Origin of the sequence: Bradyrhizobium sp. BR 1433 (assembly GCF_051547665.1) — a bacterium.
Classification (GTDB): domain Bacteria; phylum Pseudomonadota; class Alphaproteobacteria; order Rhizobiales; family Xanthobacteraceae; genus Bradyrhizobium; species Bradyrhizobium australafricanum.
Map to the genome: position 1 here is coordinate 774,436 of NZ_JBPUGG010000001.1, position 15,317 is coordinate 789,752.

The 15,317-nt window shown below is 64.2% G+C and carries 22 protein-coding genes; 12 read left to right on the forward strand and 10 right to left on the reverse strand.

Features of this window, described 5'->3' with window-relative positions:
* Positions 1-16: 16 nt before the first annotated feature.
* The 3 genes from ACSKB9_RS03820 (at position 17) to ACSKB9_RS03830 (ending at position 2,053) form a co-directional block, all read left to right on the forward strand.
* Positions 17-280, forward strand: a complete 264-nt coding sequence (locus ACSKB9_RS03820) for a hypothetical protein (protein ID WP_438071736.1) — start codon at positions 17-19, stop codon at positions 278-280.
* A 262-nt stretch (positions 281-542) separates the two neighbouring features.
* Entirely contained in the window at positions 543-719 is a 177-nt protein-coding gene (locus tag ACSKB9_RS03825; protein WP_438071737.1) for a hypothetical protein, read from the forward strand.
* Between the two features lie 863 nt (positions 720-1,582).
* Complete coding sequence (locus tag ACSKB9_RS03830; protein WP_438071738.1) at positions 1,583-2,053, forward strand: DUF992 domain-containing protein; 471 nt, start codon at positions 1,583-1,585, stop codon at positions 2,051-2,053.
* A gap of 663 nt (positions 2,054-2,716) precedes the next feature.
* On the opposite strand, the gene ACSKB9_RS03835 is transcribed toward ACSKB9_RS03830, so the two are convergent.
* Positions 2,717-2,956, reverse strand: coding sequence for a YdeI/OmpD-associated family protein (locus ACSKB9_RS03835; RefSeq protein WP_438071739.1), 240 nt, complete (start codon positions 2,954-2,956; stop codon positions 2,717-2,719).
* Between the two features lie 20 nt (positions 2,957-2,976).
* Positions 2,977-3,390 carry an SRPBCC family protein gene (locus ACSKB9_RS03840; RefSeq protein ID WP_438071740.1) on the reverse strand — a complete coding sequence of 138 codons (414 nt, stop codon included), beginning with the start codon at positions 3,388-3,390 and terminating at the stop codon, positions 2,977-2,979.
* 233 nt (positions 3,391-3,623) lie between these two features.
* On the opposite strand from ACSKB9_RS03840, the gene ACSKB9_RS03845 reads away from it, so the two are divergent.
* Positions 3,624-3,929, forward strand: coding sequence for a hypothetical protein (locus tag ACSKB9_RS03845; protein WP_438071741.1), 306 nt, complete (start codon positions 3,624-3,626; stop codon positions 3,927-3,929).
* Between the two features lie 16 nt (positions 3,930-3,945).
* Here the strand turns inward: ACSKB9_RS03845 and ACSKB9_RS03850 are convergent, their stop codons facing one another.
* The 3 genes from ACSKB9_RS03850 to ACSKB9_RS03860 form a co-directional block, all read right to left on the reverse strand.
* Complete coding sequence (locus tag ACSKB9_RS03850) at positions 3,946-4,581, reverse strand: 2-dehydro-3-deoxy-6-phosphogalactonate aldolase (RefSeq protein ID WP_141340609.1); 636 nt, start codon at positions 4,579-4,581, stop codon at positions 3,946-3,948.
* 11 nt (positions 4,582-4,592) lie between these two features.
* Positions 4,593-5,507 carry a 2-dehydro-3-deoxygalactonokinase gene (locus ACSKB9_RS03855; protein ID WP_438080048.1) on the reverse strand — a complete coding sequence of 305 codons (915 nt, stop codon included), beginning with the start codon at positions 5,505-5,507 and terminating at the stop codon, positions 4,593-4,595.
* 140 nt (positions 5,508-5,647) lie between these two features.
* Positions 5,648-5,863, reverse strand: a complete 216-nt coding sequence (locus tag ACSKB9_RS03860; protein ID WP_026192800.1) for a hypothetical protein — start codon at positions 5,861-5,863, stop codon at positions 5,648-5,650.
* Positions 5,864-6,071: 208 nt separating this feature from the next.
* On the opposite strand from ACSKB9_RS03860, the gene ACSKB9_RS03865 reads away from it, so the two are divergent.
* Positions 6,072-6,248: a hypothetical protein gene (locus ACSKB9_RS03865; RefSeq protein WP_167350394.1), complete on the forward strand. Its 177-nt coding sequence runs from the start codon at positions 6,072-6,074 to the stop codon at positions 6,246-6,248.
* 15 nt (positions 6,249-6,263) lie between these two features.
* Here ACSKB9_RS03865 and ACSKB9_RS03870 read toward each other — a convergent pair whose 3' ends face one another.
* Entirely contained in the window at positions 6,264-6,533 is a 270-nt protein-coding gene (locus tag ACSKB9_RS03870) for a hypothetical protein (protein ID WP_438071742.1), read from the reverse strand.
* 140 nt (positions 6,534-6,673) lie between these two features.
* The gene (locus tag ACSKB9_RS03875) at positions 6,674-6,850 is read right to left on the reverse strand and encodes a hypothetical protein (RefSeq protein WP_162832424.1); all 177 of its coding nucleotides are present in this window, start codon (positions 6,848-6,850) and stop codon (positions 6,674-6,676) included.
* A 187-nt stretch (positions 6,851-7,037) separates the two neighbouring features.
* Here ACSKB9_RS03875 and ACSKB9_RS03880 point away from each other — a divergent pair, with 187 nt between their 5' ends.
* Both ACSKB9_RS03880 and ACSKB9_RS03885 read left to right on the forward strand, forming a co-directional pair.
* A complete protein-coding gene (locus ACSKB9_RS03880) occupies positions 7,038-7,262 on the forward strand; it encodes a hypothetical protein (RefSeq protein ID WP_057016542.1) in 225 nt (74 codons plus the stop codon).
* A gap of 208 nt (positions 7,263-7,470) precedes the next feature.
* Positions 7,471-7,827 (forward strand): DUF6481 family protein, encoded by a 357-nt coding sequence (locus ACSKB9_RS03885; RefSeq protein ID WP_057016541.1) that lies wholly within the window; start codon positions 7,471-7,473, stop codon positions 7,825-7,827.
* Positions 7,828-7,881: 54 nt separating this feature from the next.
* Here ACSKB9_RS03885 and ACSKB9_RS03890 read toward each other — a convergent pair whose 3' ends face one another.
* Positions 7,882-8,115 (reverse strand): pentapeptide MXKDX repeat protein, encoded by a 234-nt coding sequence (locus ACSKB9_RS03890; RefSeq protein ID WP_016842498.1) that lies wholly within the window; start codon positions 8,113-8,115, stop codon positions 7,882-7,884.
* Positions 8,116-8,490: 375 nt separating this feature from the next.
* Here ACSKB9_RS03890 and dctP point away from each other — a divergent pair, with 375 nt between their 5' ends.
* Genes dctP through ACSKB9_RS03905 form a run of 3 tightly spaced genes read left to right on the forward strand, consistent with a single transcriptional unit; the run spans position 8,491 to position 11,419 of the window.
* The gene (dctP, locus tag ACSKB9_RS03895) at positions 8,491-9,513 is read left to right on the forward strand and encodes a TRAP transporter substrate-binding protein DctP (protein WP_229191491.1); all 1,023 of its coding nucleotides are present in this window, start codon (positions 8,491-8,493) and stop codon (positions 9,511-9,513) included.
* Complete coding sequence (locus ACSKB9_RS03900; RefSeq protein WP_438071743.1) at positions 9,510-10,064, forward strand: TRAP transporter small permease; 555 nt, start codon at positions 9,510-9,512, stop codon at positions 10,062-10,064. Before dctP ends, ACSKB9_RS03900 begins: the two co-directional genes overlap by 4 nt.
* Positions 10,061-11,419, forward strand: a complete 1,359-nt coding sequence (locus ACSKB9_RS03905) for a TRAP transporter large permease (protein ID WP_212057703.1) — start codon at positions 10,061-10,063, stop codon at positions 11,417-11,419. Before ACSKB9_RS03900 ends, ACSKB9_RS03905 begins: the two co-directional genes overlap by 4 nt.
* Positions 11,420-11,456: 37 nt before the next feature.
* Here the strand turns inward: ACSKB9_RS03905 and ACSKB9_RS03910 are convergent, their stop codons facing one another.
* On the reverse strand, positions 11,457-11,594 hold the full coding sequence (locus tag ACSKB9_RS03910) for a hypothetical protein (RefSeq protein ID WP_155258394.1): 138 nt from the start codon (positions 11,592-11,594) through the stop codon (positions 11,457-11,459).
* 124 nt (positions 11,595-11,718) lie between these two features.
* Here ACSKB9_RS03910 and ACSKB9_RS03915 point away from each other — a divergent pair, with 124 nt between their 5' ends.
* Positions 11,719-11,880 carry a hypothetical protein gene (locus ACSKB9_RS03915; RefSeq protein WP_156436144.1) on the forward strand — a complete coding sequence of 54 codons (162 nt, stop codon included), beginning with the start codon at positions 11,719-11,721 and terminating at the stop codon, positions 11,878-11,880.
* A gap of 21 nt (positions 11,881-11,901) precedes the next feature.
* Here the strand turns inward: ACSKB9_RS03915 and ACSKB9_RS03920 are convergent, their stop codons facing one another.
* Positions 11,902-12,750: an SMP-30/gluconolactonase/LRE family protein gene (locus ACSKB9_RS03920; RefSeq protein WP_438071744.1), complete on the reverse strand. Its 849-nt coding sequence runs from the start codon at positions 12,748-12,750 to the stop codon at positions 11,902-11,904.
* Between the two features lie 299 nt (positions 12,751-13,049).
* Between ACSKB9_RS03920 and ACSKB9_RS03925 the strand changes: the two genes are divergently transcribed.
* Positions 13,050-15,269 (forward strand): lytic transglycosylase domain-containing protein, encoded by a 2,220-nt coding sequence (locus ACSKB9_RS03925; RefSeq protein ID WP_438071745.1) that lies wholly within the window; start codon positions 13,050-13,052, stop codon positions 15,267-15,269.
* Positions 15,270-15,317 lie beyond the last annotated feature (48 nt).

Genomic DNA, 15,317 nt, shown 5'->3' on the forward strand with positions numbered 1-15,317 from the left:
CACTGTAGAGGGAAAGATGACCGATAAAATTGAAATGCGGACGGAAAACCTTAATGGGCCGCAGAACGCGTTGGTTATTTTGCACCTGTGGACCGCTCTTAGACAGGCCGTGGTCGAGATGCACGCGCTGAACGGCTCACAGGCTGTCTTTGACTTTCAGCAGAAACTTATTATTGGTGCAAAGAACGGTGAAGTCACCGGACTCCCTCTTGAACAAGAGAAGGCAGTCGTGGACACGGTCGTCAGGCTTTTTGAGGGACTGGTTTCCTTCGATGGATAGGCTGAACTTAGACGCGATCAAAGTGAACTCGCTCTTTTTCTAGCTCCCCTCTTCAAGCCAGAACCCGCCTCGCCTTCGCGTCCTTCACCGCAGCGACAACGCGCGTTGGCAATTCAGCCTTTAACTGGGAGATCTGCGTTTCCAGGCGAGCCAGCTCCGCTCGGTGCCGCCGCTGCTTTGCGGCGGTCGATCCCCCGATTAATCAAATGGGAACCTTCCAGGTGCAGAATAATTAACCGAAGTTAATCTTGGAGGCTGAGGAATGTCGGACGAAGACATCGCCCTGCGAGCCGTCAGTGCGGCCCAAGATATCCTTGAGGAATATCTTGAACCGCATCCGCGCTCCAATGAGCGGCTGATCCTTGATCGATTGGTTGAGATACTTGAGCAACCCAGCCTGATCGTTGCCGTCAATCGAAGTAAGCGAAGTCACGACTGACCTTAACTGCTGCCCGAAGGTTAGGCAGTCGCCAAAAATCGCTATGGGACTCAATGGCACCCAAATTACCTAACCTTGACGCTAACCCATTGTTTTATCTACTTTCTGTCAATCCTGCCGGGATCGGCACCCCACTCCCCCTTCAATGAAACCATTTTCCGCTAGCCGCGAAGCCTGCCGGAAACAAACCCGGCGTAGCGTCCCCGCATTGGATCAAGGGGATTCGGTCATGTGGGATTTCATCAACGAATTGTATCGGGATTTCTGCCTGGCTCGCCTGCAGGAGATGCGCAAGCTCGAGCATCATACCTGACCGGGCGGAGCATGGGTGGCGATCAGCCGTTCTCGCGCCGCGGCTTGGATCACCCCAGACAATCGGACCTTTGCCAGCGCACAAGCAGCCAACACCAATCCATCGCGGGACGCCCGATCCCCGTATGATTACGGGGGCGCTCGAACCTTGGCGCCGGTTTTGCAGACACAAACATGACTGGGATTGCGGGCCCAGATTGGAACAGGCGCCGCCGGGACAATGCATTTCGAGCCCGGCGGCGTAATTTTTCGGGACAGGCTCACCGCCATGATCCTAACGGCATGGCGTCAGCGCCAGGACCGGTCTTTTGCTTCGTCCCGTTGCCTCTCCTGCCTGGAAATCAAGCACGCTCGTTCGACGTCGATAGATCCACCATCGAGGTGTCAGCCGGCACGGCGATGAAAAGGATCGCCGCTGGTTGATCGTCGTCCTCCTGGCCAGTCGCTCGCGAACGTCGACCGTCGGCAGCAATCAAACCCATCTCTAAGGCTCTCTTAACCACAAGCGAAGGCCGCACGCAGGGCATGGGCCGATTGCGCGTCGATCCGCGTTGTCCAGCACCATGCGTATGACAGGCCGTACGATCGCCTCTGCTGTGTGTGGTGCGGCGGTTCTCGCTGCGCCGCTAGCGGCCGCGAATGCGCAGCAGGTGCAGGCCGGAACGCTTGAGTGTCGTGGCGGCCCCGATACCGGGTTCGTCGTGGGTCCGGTGACCAATCTCAATTGCGTGCTGCACGTCGATAGCGCGCCGGACAGTCATTATGTCGCGGCCATCCGCAACCTCGGCGTTTTGATCGGAGATCAAGAAGTCGCCATGACTTGGAAGGTGATGGCGCCCGTGCCGTGGCTTGGAAGCGACGATCTCGCCGGCGGCTACGCCCATGCCGACGGCGCCGGCGTCAACGTTCTCGCCGGCGGCACGAATACGCCGATCACGCTGCATCCGTTGAACGAGCGGAACGTCCCCTCAACGCCGCCCCTGAAAATCGAGAACCTCGAGATTCGGCCGGTGGACCGCTGACCCTGAGCGCAGCCAGGCGATGGCCGGCGCGGCCGCCGGAATGCACAACGCCGTCCGCTTGAAATAGATGCGGACGGCGCTGGCCCTAGCCCCAGGAAGGTGATGCAAAATCCTGACAGCTCCAAGTCTGCACACTTTGTGCCAGCGGCGCATGTCCCAAATTGGCTATCACGCGGCATGGCCCAAATGGGCCATTTGGAAACACAGAAACAAAGATAGGTTAGGCATCGAGGCGCCGGCGACGGTGCCTCACGACCAAAGTGTCTACTTGGCCTCAGCGTGGCCCACGCGCTGAGGCCTTTCTTTTTCGATGTTCGCCGTGTGCCGTGAAATCACTCGCGTCTTTATCATTCAGCGCACGAAACGATTCCGTAGTTCTCCGTGCGTGAACAAAGTTCCGGCGGCGATTGAGGGACTGATCGCTTTCCGTTCGTGCGATTGCAGGTTCCACTTGCCGTGAGCTCCGGCAGCGCGCTTCGCAATTTCTTAATCCAAGAATGTTTCTCTAGAGGATTGTGAGTGCGCGCATCGGTCGTCGATATTTTTCAGGACCGCGATGGACGATTCCCAGATCGTCCTTTTTGTTCGATGAGGATTCGCACGACCAAAACATCACGCGAGCGATGCGAACGCACAGCGCGCAGCGGTCACGCCGCGAGAGTCTCACTTTGGTTTGCTCGGCCGATGCGCCATTCCCATATACACCCCGCCGGCCTTCAATTCCGTCAGCATCCGGTCGATCCGCTTGCGCCGCGTTGCAGTTCGCACGCTGCGGCCGATCCGGTGCAGATAGTCATTGCGCTGATACGGCGGGCGCGCCTTGAACGCCTGCATCAGTCCGGTCGCATCGAGCTCGCGGCGAATGCTCGCCAGCATCGCCGCGCGCGGTCGCTTCAACGTCACGCCGCCCTCCGATCGCCGGATCAGGACCGCCGCCTGGCTTCGACGTAACGCTTGAAGTTATCCAGGATCGCCTGCCAACCGCCGCGCTGCTGCTCGACCGAATGGGTATCCTCGCTGTCGAAGCTGACCTGCACCTTGACGCCGCCGGTCTCCGGCGTGAATGCGACCTGCGCGCTGCGATCGCCGAACGAATATTCGAGCAGCCGGGGCTCCTCGACCCTGGTGTAGGTGCCGGCGAAATCGAACCCCATGCTGCCGTCCTTGGCTTCCATTCGCGACGAGAAGGCGCCGCCGGTGCGCAGGTCGACGGTCGCGGCGGTCGTGTGCCAATCGTCGGAAGCCGCGTTCCACTGCTTGATGTCGTCAGGCGTCGTATAGGCGCGCCAGACATCCGCGATCGGCGCGGCAACGGTCGTTTCGACGGCAATCCTCATATCTATTCCCTCGTCGCGATGGGGTGAAATTGACGCGCCTCCCGGGCGGCGCCGGACAGCGGCCATTCTATTAGGGCCATGGACGCCTTCGTCAAATGGCAATGCCCGGGCCACCGGGAACATGAGGAGATCCGAGATGCCATTCAACCAACCAGATGGTGCGTGGTCGCCACAAGGATTTCGTCAGGAATGACCGTGTATGCAAGACGGGTCCAATGCCCGGAGAGCGCGTCATGCGGAACCTGAACACTGTCCTGAGCAAGCTGAACGACCGCCTGCTGCGGCTGGAGGGCGAATTGTTCGTGCTGCGATCGATCGCGCGCGCCGCCCTCATCGCCGGCGACGAGTCCGCCGTCCGCACCCGCAAGCTGCTCGAAGGCGCAAGGCTCGCGCTGTCAGACGAAGCCGAACGGCCGCTGGACGCCGCGACCGGGAAATACGTCGCGGCCGCGATCGCCATGGTCGAAGAGCTGCTTGAGAATCCCCGCGAGGCGGCCCCGCTGTTCAGGGTGATCGACGGCGGCAGGCGGGACGATTAGCGCGCTTGCGCCGAGCCTAGCCGGTACCCTGCACGGCCTTGTCATAGGCCTCGATCGTCAGCCTTGCCCTGACCGCAATATCCGCGCCCGTCATGCCCGGCTTGTAAAGGCTGCTGCCGAGACCGAAGGCGCGAATGCCTGCCTTCACATACTCGGCGAAATTCTGGTCCGAGACGCCGCCGACCGCGGCGATCATCACGTCCGGCGGCAGCACGGCGCGGATCGCGGTGATGCCGGCGGCGCCGAGCACGCTGGCCGGAAAGAATTTCAGGCTCGATGCCCCCGCGCGCGCGGCGAGCAGCGCTTCCGTCGGCGAGAACACGCCGGGCATCGTGATCATCGCGTGGTCCCTTGCACGCGCCAGCACCTCGACATCGACATTCGGCGACACCATGAGGCGGCCGCCGACGTCGTGCAGGCGATCGACGTCGGCTGCAGTCAGCACCGTGCCCGCGCCGATCAGAACATCGGCCGGCGCGCGCTTCGCCGCGATCTCGATCGAGCGGAACGGCTCTGGCGAGTTCAGCGGAATCTCGATCGCGGTCATGCCGGCGTCGAGCAGCGCGCCGACGATGCCCAGCACCTCGTCCGGCTTGACGCCGCGCAGGATCGCGACCAGCGGCCGCTTCATCGGCGGAAACGGAATACTCATGCGTTGATCCCTCAGTTCTTCCAGATCGCCACCGCCGCGCCGGCGAGGCCACGGCGAACCGCCTCCTCCGCATCCATGACATTGAGCGGAATCGAAAGGCATTCGAGCGCCATCTGATAGAGCCGCTGCAACCGGCCCGAGGCAATCAGCGTAACCGGCGCTCCCTGCTCCCGCTCCGCGAGGCCCGCCGCGAGTTCGACGCCGATCAACGTGCCCGAGATCGTCTCGCGCGCGGCCTGTGCGTTGCCGCCGAACAGCAGCTGCCGCGATCGCACGCAAAACAGCAGATTGGCCGCTAGCGCCGGCGCCGCGAATGCCGCCGCGACCGCCGCGCGGAACGCATCGCCGTCAACCGCTTCCTCGGCGCCGGCGACGGCGTGCGACAGGATGGTGTCGCGCGCGACCGCGCTGAACAGCTCTCCGGTCATGAAGGTCGCAAAGCGTTCGACCGTTCCGCCGCGGACCCTCACCCATTTGGAATGCGTTCCCGGCATGCAGACGAGCGCCTCGCCCGGCGCATTCAAGCCGAGCGCCCCCAGCAGCTGGGTCTCCTCGCCGCGCATGACGTCCGGCGCGGCGGCATCACGCTGCGCAATTCCAGGCAGGATACGGATCTCGCGCGTCTGCCCGCTGACCACGACAGCGCCGTTGAGGATGTCCGACAGATGCGCCGGCGTATCGATATAGCCGGCCTCGACCCAGCCCTGCCGCGCGCCCGCCATGCCGCAGATCACGACCGGCAGGTCGGCCGGCACACCCAGCGCATCGAGATGCGATTGCAGCACGGCCGCAAAGCCGGTCCTGGCTGCCGCGGTCATGCCTTCATCGCTGCGGCGCTCATCGAGCACCGTGCCACCGGCGCCCGTCAGCCAGAGCCGGAAGCTGCTGGTGCCCCAGTCGACCGCGACATAGGAAAGCCCGCTCATCGCGCCCTGTTCCACGCTCTCAGTGTCCCGCGCGCCGACGGCGCCGCTGCCAGACGCGATAAAGGCGATCATCGCGCCACGCAAGGCGGCTCGGTGGCGTGACGCCACGAGGCCTCGCTGGCATCGGACGCGCGGATCGATTACCGCGCGCCCTTCAGCGTGCAGGAGGTCGTGCAGGTCGTAACGTTGCCGCGGTCACATTTGATGCAGGCGTTGACGCACTGATCCATGACCTTGGGATTGTACTGACTGTAAAGATTGGCCGCACAGCTGTTGGTCGATCCCGTAACCTCCGGGTCGGACCAGCAACCGGACAGTAAAAATGCTGCGGCACTCAAAATGGCGACCTTGCGCATAAGGCCTCCTGCCACGCCGTATCCGAGTAATGTTGCAAGTAACCTTGATGGGTTAGGTTAAATTCCGGTTTCAATTGCGGCCTTATTCGGAAGCAGTATTGCTTATCCACCGGACATTTCCCCAAGGTCCGGGCCCACACCGGCAAGGCCGTCAGGCGACCCCGCCTGGCGGCTTTGTTGCCCAGCAATGCACAAGGAAACCAACAAGATGGCCCGAAAGCCGCGGTGGTCGTTCAAGGAGGACCGACGACTGATGGAACTGGCACGCTCCTCGAAGTCGCTGGAGGAGGTCGTGAAGGCGACCGGCCGCTCGCCGGAGCGGATCAAGAAGATGGCCATGCGCCTCGGCCTGTCGATCAAGCCGCGCGGTACCACCAAGAAATGACTTGAAATACGGCCGCTAGAGTTCTGGCGGACAATCGTCCTTCGCTTGCACCGGGATCGCTCTGACCTCGCCCTGCGGCTTGGCCTCAGCCTCAGCCTCGGTCCCCCTGGTGCAGGTGGTCAGCACGAAAGCAACCCGGCTGCATTGCCATTCCGGGCCGAGCGCCGCATTGGACACCGGCTCGGGCGACGCCAGTGTCAGGGATAGATACGCCACCAAAACGGCACCCGCCGCGCCTGCGGCAGCCAGCGCCGCGCCCTTTCCGGACCACAGCTTGGACATCATGGCCTTGGTTCCCGCCGATCTCCAGGAGACGAGGCAGCCCGCCTGTCCGCGTGTGATCGGAATCACAACCGGGATCAAACAGTTCAGCCCAGAGTCTTAGGCTTGATGTGGGATCGATATTGCACTGCCGCAAGACGGGGTTAGCGCGCCGGCTCGATCACATTACAGTTGGTCCGGCCCGACATCAGGCAGTCCTGCATCTTGCTCGCCGCCGTCAGGTCATGCGCGAGCCAGAGGCCGACCGCGAGCATGACCGCTGCGACCAGCAGTCCGATCAGCGCGCCCCTTCTGCTGCCTCCGTCGTCGGATTCGCTCATGCCCGCTTCGGTTCCCGGTTGCCACGGTCCGCATCATGACCCTTTGCACGGTTGCGTGCGATCAATTCTGCAACAGTCGCACAACGAAATGCACGGCCGCGGCCGTCGGCACCGCAATTCCGTTGCGCGCCAGGGCGACTCGCGAAAGACTACTCGCTGAAGTGGAGCGCGTGTGCGGGGCGTGCCGATGAGCGAACAAGAAGCGACGACGTACGACTATCAGCGTTACAGGCAGTTGCTCTCGGAGGCTGTCGATGAGAGCAGCAGGCAGCGGCTGATCAGCCTACTGATCGTCGAAAGGGCGCGCGACAGGCTGGAAGCCCAGCGCGCCTCGGACCGGAGCGCGATGACCGCCGAGACGGTCGCCAAAGTCCTGGGTAACGGACGACGCGAGCACCTCCAGCGCGGCTGAACTTTTCAACAGCCCTTGTTCAACAGCCCTTGGTGACCAGCCACTCACCACGCGTCCGCGGGGCGAACGATGGCCGCTTGACGCTGGCTCATATCTCCCTTGCTCCACAGCCCTCCGTTCACCACTGGCAATTTCGCCGCCATTCACTTATTGAAACGCCGAACCAACCCCATCCATCACCCGAACAGAAAGCAGCAAGGCTTCCTCTATGAGTGGCTTCAAGGAACCGGGTTTTGCCGACCGCCAGAAAGCGGCCCTGCAGGCACGGCAAAACCTCCTCAACAAGTTTCGCGCCCAGCCGGGAGCTGACGATCCCGCTGTGAAGGCACGTGCCGAGGAGCGCGCGGCGATTGCCGAACGCCGCACCAAGGCCAAGGAAGCCCGCGAGGCCGAAAAGGCCGAGCAGAAGCGCCGCGAGGAAGAGGCCGCCGCCGCCGAGGCCGCCCGCATTGCGCGCGAGAAGGAAGAGGAAGCCGCCCGCGAGGAGGCGCTGCTCGCCGAGCAGAAGGCCAAGCGCGATGCCCGCTACGCGGCACGCAAGGAGCGCGGCAAGAAGAAGCGCTAAGGCGCAACCAGGCCCGCCAGCGGCGGGCCTGCGGACAGCGGGCGATGACGGCAGTCAGTTCTTCTTCATGCCGTCGTCTTTCTTCATCATCGCGCCGCCGTCCTTCTTCATGGCGTCGTCCTTCTTCATCATGCCACCGTCCTTCTTCATGGCATCCTTGGACATCGTGTCTTCCTTCTTCATCGCGTCATCCTTGCCCATCTTGTCCTGAGCGAAGGCGGCGGGCGCCAGCGCCAGGCTGAACGAGAGCAGCGCGGCGGAAAGGCCGAGGCGGGTCTTGGTGGTCATGGTGATGATCCCTTGTGTGGTCGAATGTGAGCGCGACGACTTGCCGCTCTCTACTCGACGCACTTGCGCCGGCCGTCGTTACCTCCAATAACGAATTCTTGAAGCAGCACGGCTGCGGTCGCCCGGCGGCTGGTCGCGCGACGGTTGCGTGACGACGCGGCGTCACCGCGCATCAGTGTGCACCGCAACAACGGCAAGGCTTGAACGTCAGGACTTGAATGTCAGGACTTGAACGTCAGGACTTGCAGCCCCGTATCGGCTCGCACTATCAGGGCGCCTCGAACTATCAGACTAGAGAATATTCACGCGAAGACCGGCTAAGCTAAAGCTCCGCGCCGGCCTAACAGCCACTCAAGAAGCTCTCAGGGGAGAACCATGCTCACACGCCGCCACGTCCTCGCTTCCGCCCTCGCCGCACCCGCCGTCCTGCGGATGGGCATCGGCACCGCGCATGCCGCGACCACGCTGAAGATCTCGCACCAGTTCCCCGGCGGCACCATCGACAAGGGCGACTTCCGCGACCGGCTGTGCAGGATGTTCGCGGCCGAGGTCGCCAAGCGCTCGGGCGGCGACCTGACCGCCGAGGTCTACCCGAACTCGTCGCTGATCAAGACCAACGCGCAGTTCTCCGCGATGCGCAAGGGCGCGCTCGACCTCAGCCTGTATCCGATGCCTTATGCCGGCGGCGAATTGCCGGAGACCAATATCGGCCTGATGCCGGGCCTCGTCACCACCTACGACCAGGGCCTGCGCTGGAAGAAGGAGCCAGTCGGCAAGGCCTTGAGCGACTTCCTCGCCGACAAGGGCATTCTGCTGATCTCCTGGGTCTGGCAGGCCGGCGGCGTCGCCAGCCGCTCCAAGGCGATCGTGGCGCCTGAAGATGCCAAGGGCCTCAAGGTGCGCGGCGGCTCGCGCGAGATGGACATGGTGCTGCAGACCGCCGGCGCCGCCGTGCTCTCGGTGCCGTCCAACGAGCTCTACGCCGCGATGCAGACCGGCGCCTGCGACGCCGGCATCACCTCCTCCACCAGCCTGATCTCGTTCCGCCTCGAGGAGGTCGCGAAATCGCTGACCTCGGGCGCCGGCGCCTCCTACTGGTTCATGCTGGAGCCGCTGATGATGTCGAAGGCGATCTTCGATAAGCTGCCGAAGAACCAGCAGGACATCATCCTCGCCGTCGGCACCGAGCTCGAGGCGTTCGGCCGCAAGGGGGCGCAGGACGACGATACCGAAGTCGCCAAGGTCTATGAGAAGGCCGGCGCCAAGGTCAGCGCGCTCGATGCGACCATCGTCGGCAAGTGGCGGGACATCGCGCGCGATACCGCGTGGAAGGACTATGGCGCCAAGACCGCCACCGCCGCCAACCTGCTGAAGCTCGCAAGCGACGTCGCCGCATGATGCATGGTCCGGTCGCGGATCAGGCCGAAACCGCAAGCATCGCCGCGGGCAACACGCCCGTGGCCTTGCTTGGGCGCGCGCTGTCCATCTGCAACAACATCATCGTGGTGTTCGCTTCGCTCGCCCTGGTCGCGGCCTGCGTGATCCTGAGCTACAGCGTGCTCGGCCGCGCCCTGTTCCACAGCCCGAACTATTGGCAGGACGAGGCGGCCGTCTTCCTCCTGGTCGGCGCCACCTTCATGACCTCGGCCTATGTGCAGAGCCAGCGCGGCCATGTCAGCATCGAGGCGTTCGTCGGGCTGCTCTCGGCGCGCGCCAACGCCATCAGGCTGTGGCTGGTCGATGTCGCGAGCTTCGCGTTCTGCGCCTTCTTCGCCTGGAAGTCCTGGACCCTGGCGCATGAAGCCTATGTCGACGGCCAGGTGTCCAACTCGATGTGGTCGCCGCCGCTCGCCATCCCCTACGTGCTGATGGCGCTGGGCATGACGCTGCTCTGCCTGCAGATCCTCCTGCAAATCATCATTCCGCTGACGGGTGGCGCGCGCCGATGACCGTGTTTGGTATTGGTATCTCCTACGGACTTGCCACCCTGTTTGCGATGTTCTCCGGCATGCCGATCGCGTTCGCGCTCGGCGCGGTCGCGGTCGTGTTCATGGCGATCTACATGCCGGCGGCCTCGCTCGATACGGTGACGCAGAACGTCTACGAGGAGATGGCCTCGATCACGCTGCTGTCGATCCCGCTGTTCATCCTGAAGGGCGCGGCGATCGGCAAATCGCGCGCCGGCCAGGATCTCTATTCGGCGCTGCACGCCTGGCTGCACCGCGTGCCCGGCGGCCTCGGCGTCGCCAACGTATTCGCCTGCGCCCTGTTCGCGGCGATGGCCGGCTCCTCGCCGGCGACCTGCTCGGCGATCGGTTCGGCCGGCATCCCGGAGATGCGCAAGCGCGGCTATTCCGGCGGCTTTGCCGCGGGGATCATCGCCGCCGGCGGCACGCTCGGCATCCTGCTGCCGCCCTCGATCACGATGATCCTGTTCGCCGTCGCAGCCGAGAAATCACTGGGACGGCTGTTTCTCGCCGGCATCGGCCCCGGCCTGCTGCTGGTGACGCTGTTCGGCTTCTACGCCGTGTTCCGCTTCCGCAAGGAATACGCCATGGCCCGCGCCGTCTATGACGCGACCGGCAAGGACGCGGCGATCCTTCAGCATGACGAATTCACCATGGCCGAGCGCTTCAGCGCGCTTCCGCGCGTGATCCCGTTCGTGCTGCTGCTGACTGGTGTGATGATCGCGCTGTACGGCGGCTACGCCACGCCATCGGAAACCGCCGGCCTCGGTGGCCTCCTGGCGCTCGGGCTGATCGCCGTGATCTACAGCGTGTGGACGCCCAGCGACCTGTCGCCGATCCTGAAATCGACCATCCGCGAGTCCACCATGCTGATGCTGATCATCGGCATGTCACTGCTCTATTCCTATGTGATGAGCTACCTGCACATCTCGCAGTCGGCGGCGGAGGCGATCGTCGCCATGCACCTGCCGCGCTGGGAGCTCTTGTTTGCGATCCTCGTGATGGTGATCGTGCTCGGCTTCTTCCTGCCGCCGGTCTCGATCATCCTGATGACCGCGCCGATCATCCTGCCGCCGCTGCGCGCGGCCGAGTTCGACATCATCTGGTTCGGCGTCGTCATGACCATCGTGATGGAGATGGGCCTGATCCATCCGCCGGTCGGCCTCAACATCTTCGTGATCCGCAACGTCGCGCCCGACATCCCCTTGAGCGAGGTGATCTGGGGCACGTTGCCATTCGTGCTGCTGATGATGTTCGCAGTGCTGTTGCTCTGCTTCTTTCCGGAGATCTCGACCTGGCTGCCGAATCTGATCATGGGGCCGGACGGCGGGCGCTAGACCGTTGTCGCGCAGAGGAACGCGGCAGACCGTAGTTTCAGGCGGCCTCCTGCTCGCGTTCCGCGAGCGCCTTCTCGATCCGGCGGACCAGCAACGCCGTCGGACGTCCCTCGCGCTGCAGCCGGCGGAGCTCGTTCCACAGCCTGATGATTTCGCGGTCTCGCTCGGCGTCCATGGCAGCACTCCCCCGGAGCGCGCCAATATGAACGAAACAGGAACGAAACTCAAGGCCACGAGATGCTGTCAAGACGTGGTCGCTCGTGCAGGAACCAGAGCGACGCGGCGCGATTGGTTCCTTCATGAAAATGGCCAAGGCAATTCGCAGGCAGGCACAGACCGCGGAGCGGGTTGCATTGACGACGGCCGACGCACTTGTCGCCAACCAGATGCGCTCCCTCGCCCGTGCCTTCAGGAGCCAGGCCGATATCCTGAAGAAGAAAGAGAAGAAAAAGAAGAGGTGAGACTTCGCCTGCGGCCAGGGCTCACGGATAGCCATCACCCGGCGTGTCGACCTCGATCACATCGATCCGCGATGTGGACCTGCCCTTGCGTAGCTCCTCGTAGGACGTCTCCGCGCTCAGGCAGAACAGCGTCCTGCGGTCCGCGCCACCGAGCGCGCAGGCAAGTGCGCGGCGGCCGGACACCGTGATGCGCTCGCGCTCCACACCGGTGCGATCGATCCGGACAAAAGCATCTTCCGTGAAAGACGCGACCCAGGTCGCCCCGTCGGTATCGAGGCAGATGCCGTCGGGATCGTTGATGCTGCCGAACCGCCCGCGCAGGCTCAGGCCGCCGTCCGGCGCGATGTCGTATTCGGCGAGACCAGCGCCATCCATTGCGGCAACGACGAGCCGGCGATAGTCGGAGGAAACGGCAATGCCGTTGGGAAACCGCAAGCCTTCCGCGACGACGCGCGCACTGCCGTCGGGCCTCACGAGGATAATTCGGCCGACCGCACCGCGGCGCTCCGGCGGCGGCAGGTCGAAGCCGAGATCGCCGACATAGGCGCGTCCCTGCCCGTCGATGATCATGTCGTCGATCGTGCCGGTCGCGACCTCGGAGAGATCGGCATAGATTGCCAGCGCTCCATCGGAAAACCGCAGCAGCCGCTTCCTGAACATCGTCAGCACGACGATGTCGCCATCAGGCAGCACGCCGAGACCACACGGCGTGTCGTCGGTCAGCGCAGCATGCTCCTGCAACTCGCCCGACGAGCTGATGCTCAGAAGCGCCCGCGCCATGCAATCGACGAACCAGAGCCGCCCGCGATGCCAGCGCGGGCCTTCGAAATAGCGGCCGCCGTCGAGGATCGTTCTGAGGCGCGCCGTCATGATGCACCGGTTCGAGAAAGTGATGTTGCAGTGACATCGTCAGCCCCCACGTGCGCTCGCTACGACGATACAACTCAGGCGGAACCGGTCAAAGCACGGTGCTGCCTGTCCGTTTTCACCCGTAATAATCCCGGTTCCCGCGTGTTCCACACGCCATATTCCATATTTCGCCGCGTTTTCCCTGTTGAGTTGCAGCTGCATTAAGACTCGAGAATCGAGGGTAGTGATAATCTGCGGCGGTTGTGCCGCCGTATGACGCGTTCTGTTGTGCCTCATGGTTTCTCAGGGGGGACCAGGGAATGAACCGTTGCCTACGTCCGCTGGCGTGCTTCGCCACCGCCGCCGCGCTCGCGCTGCTTCCGGTCCAGGCGACCGCCAAGCCGCATCATCAGCACCAGGCCAAGAGCGGCCACGGGGACAAGAAGGCGCATAGCGGCAAGGCCGCGCGCGAGAGTGCCTCCGGCAAGCGGCGGCACGCCAGACATGGCGCCGATAAACGGAAATCCGCCAAGGCCAAATCCGCTGCTCCAAAATCCGCCGAGAAGGCGCCCGAGCCGGAGAAACCCGCCGGGCCGCAATTGTCGGGCGATCTCGCCACGATCAGGGATGCGATCGTCGCCGCGCGCAGAGGCAGGACCAGCGATGCGACCGACATCCAGGCCAGGATCACCGACCCGGTCGGGCGAAAACTCGTCGAGTGGTATCTGCTGCGCCACTCGGAATCGAGCGCGCCGTTCAGCCGCTATGCGGCATTCGTGACGGCCAATCCGGACTGGCCAAGCGTCACGCTGTTGCGCAAGCGCGCCGAAGCGCGGATCTGGCAGGAGCGCAGCGATCCGGCCACGGTGCACGGCTTCACCCTCGATCAGCCGATCAGCGGCAAGGGCAAGTTCGCGCTCGCCCGCACGCTGCTGGCTGAAGGCGACCGCGACGGCGCCACCCGGCTGGTGCGCGAAGCCTGGCGCTCGGAGGAGCTGTCCGATCGCACCGAGAGCGACGCCTATGATGCGTTCAAGGACCTGCTGACGCGCGACGACCATCGGGCGCGCATGGACAAGCGGATCGGCGCCAAGGATCTCGCCGGCGCGAGGCGCGCGGCACAGCGGCTCGGCAGCAACGATCTGGCGATCGTGAAAGCCTGCGGCGCGGTCCGCGGACAATCCAGCAAGGCAGAGGACACGCTCAACGATGTGCCGGCCGATGCCCGCCGCGATCTCGGCTACACGCTGTGCCGAATTCAGTGGCTGCTTGCGAAGAACAAGGTCGACGAAGCGGCGCGCGTGACGATCGCGGCTGAGCCGGAGACGATGGCGCAGCAGGACACCGACCAGTGGTGGCGCGAGCGCCGCATCCTCTCCCGCAAGCTGCTCGACCAAGGCGAGTACCAGGCGGCCTATGACGTGATCCGGCCCGCGGCGGCGCCGGACAATCCTTATTACCGCTCCGACATGCACTTCATGCGCGGCTGGATCGCGCTGCGTTATCTCAACGACGCCAAGGCCGCCGCGGCGCACTTCGCGCATATCGATGAGGGCCAGACCAACCCGACCGTGCTGGCACGCGCCGCCTATTGGCGTGGCCGCGCCGCAGAGGCACTCGGCAATTCCGCGGCGATGCGGGCCGACTACCAGGCCGCCGCGCGCTACCCGACGGCCTATTACGGTCAGCTCGCGCTGGCCAAGCTCGGCCGTGATGGTGGCGTCGAGCTGCGCGCGCCCTCGCCGGCCGCCAGCGCCGGCAGCATGGCTGCCGACGAGCGGGTCCGCGCCGCCGATATGCTCTATGCGATCGGCGAGCCCGACGTCGTGCTCTATTTCGCCGCCGACCTCGCCGAGGAAAGCACCGATGTCGGGATGCTCGAGGCGCTCGGCGAGCTGACCGGCCGCCGCAACGATGCCCGCGCCATGCTGCAGATCGGCAAGATCGCACTCGCGCGCGGCTTTGCCTTCGACCATTACGCTTTCCCCGTGATCGGCATTCCCAAGCACATGCCGATCGCGCCAGATATCGGGCGCAGCATGACCTACTCGATCGCGCGTACCGAAAGCGCGTTCGACCAGCGCGACAAGTCAGCGGCCAACGCCGTCGGCCTGATGCAGGTGACGCCGGAAGCTGGTCGTGACACCGCCAAGCGCTTCGGCGTCAGCTATGACTGGAGCCGGATGGTGTCCGATCCCGTCTACAACACCCAGATGGGCGCAGCCGAGCTCAGCGCGTTGCTGTCGGAATATCGCAACTGCCACATCATGACCTTTGCCGGCTACAACGCCGGCCGCGGCCGCGTCCGCGACTGGATCAAGGCCTACGGCGACCCGCGCGATCCCAAGGTCGATCCAGTCGACTGGGTGGAGCGGATCCCGATCTCCGAGACGCGCAACTACGTGCAGCGCGTGATGGAGAATTTCGCGGTCTACCAGGCGCGGTTCGAGGATGCCGACACGGCAGTGGCCAAGAACGGCGAGCGCGTCGTAACGCAGGAGAGCAACGCGGCGCCGGCTGAGGCAATGCCGTCGCATTAACGTCGTCCCGGCCTAGCGCGCAATTGCGCGCGGCCGGGATGACAAGTT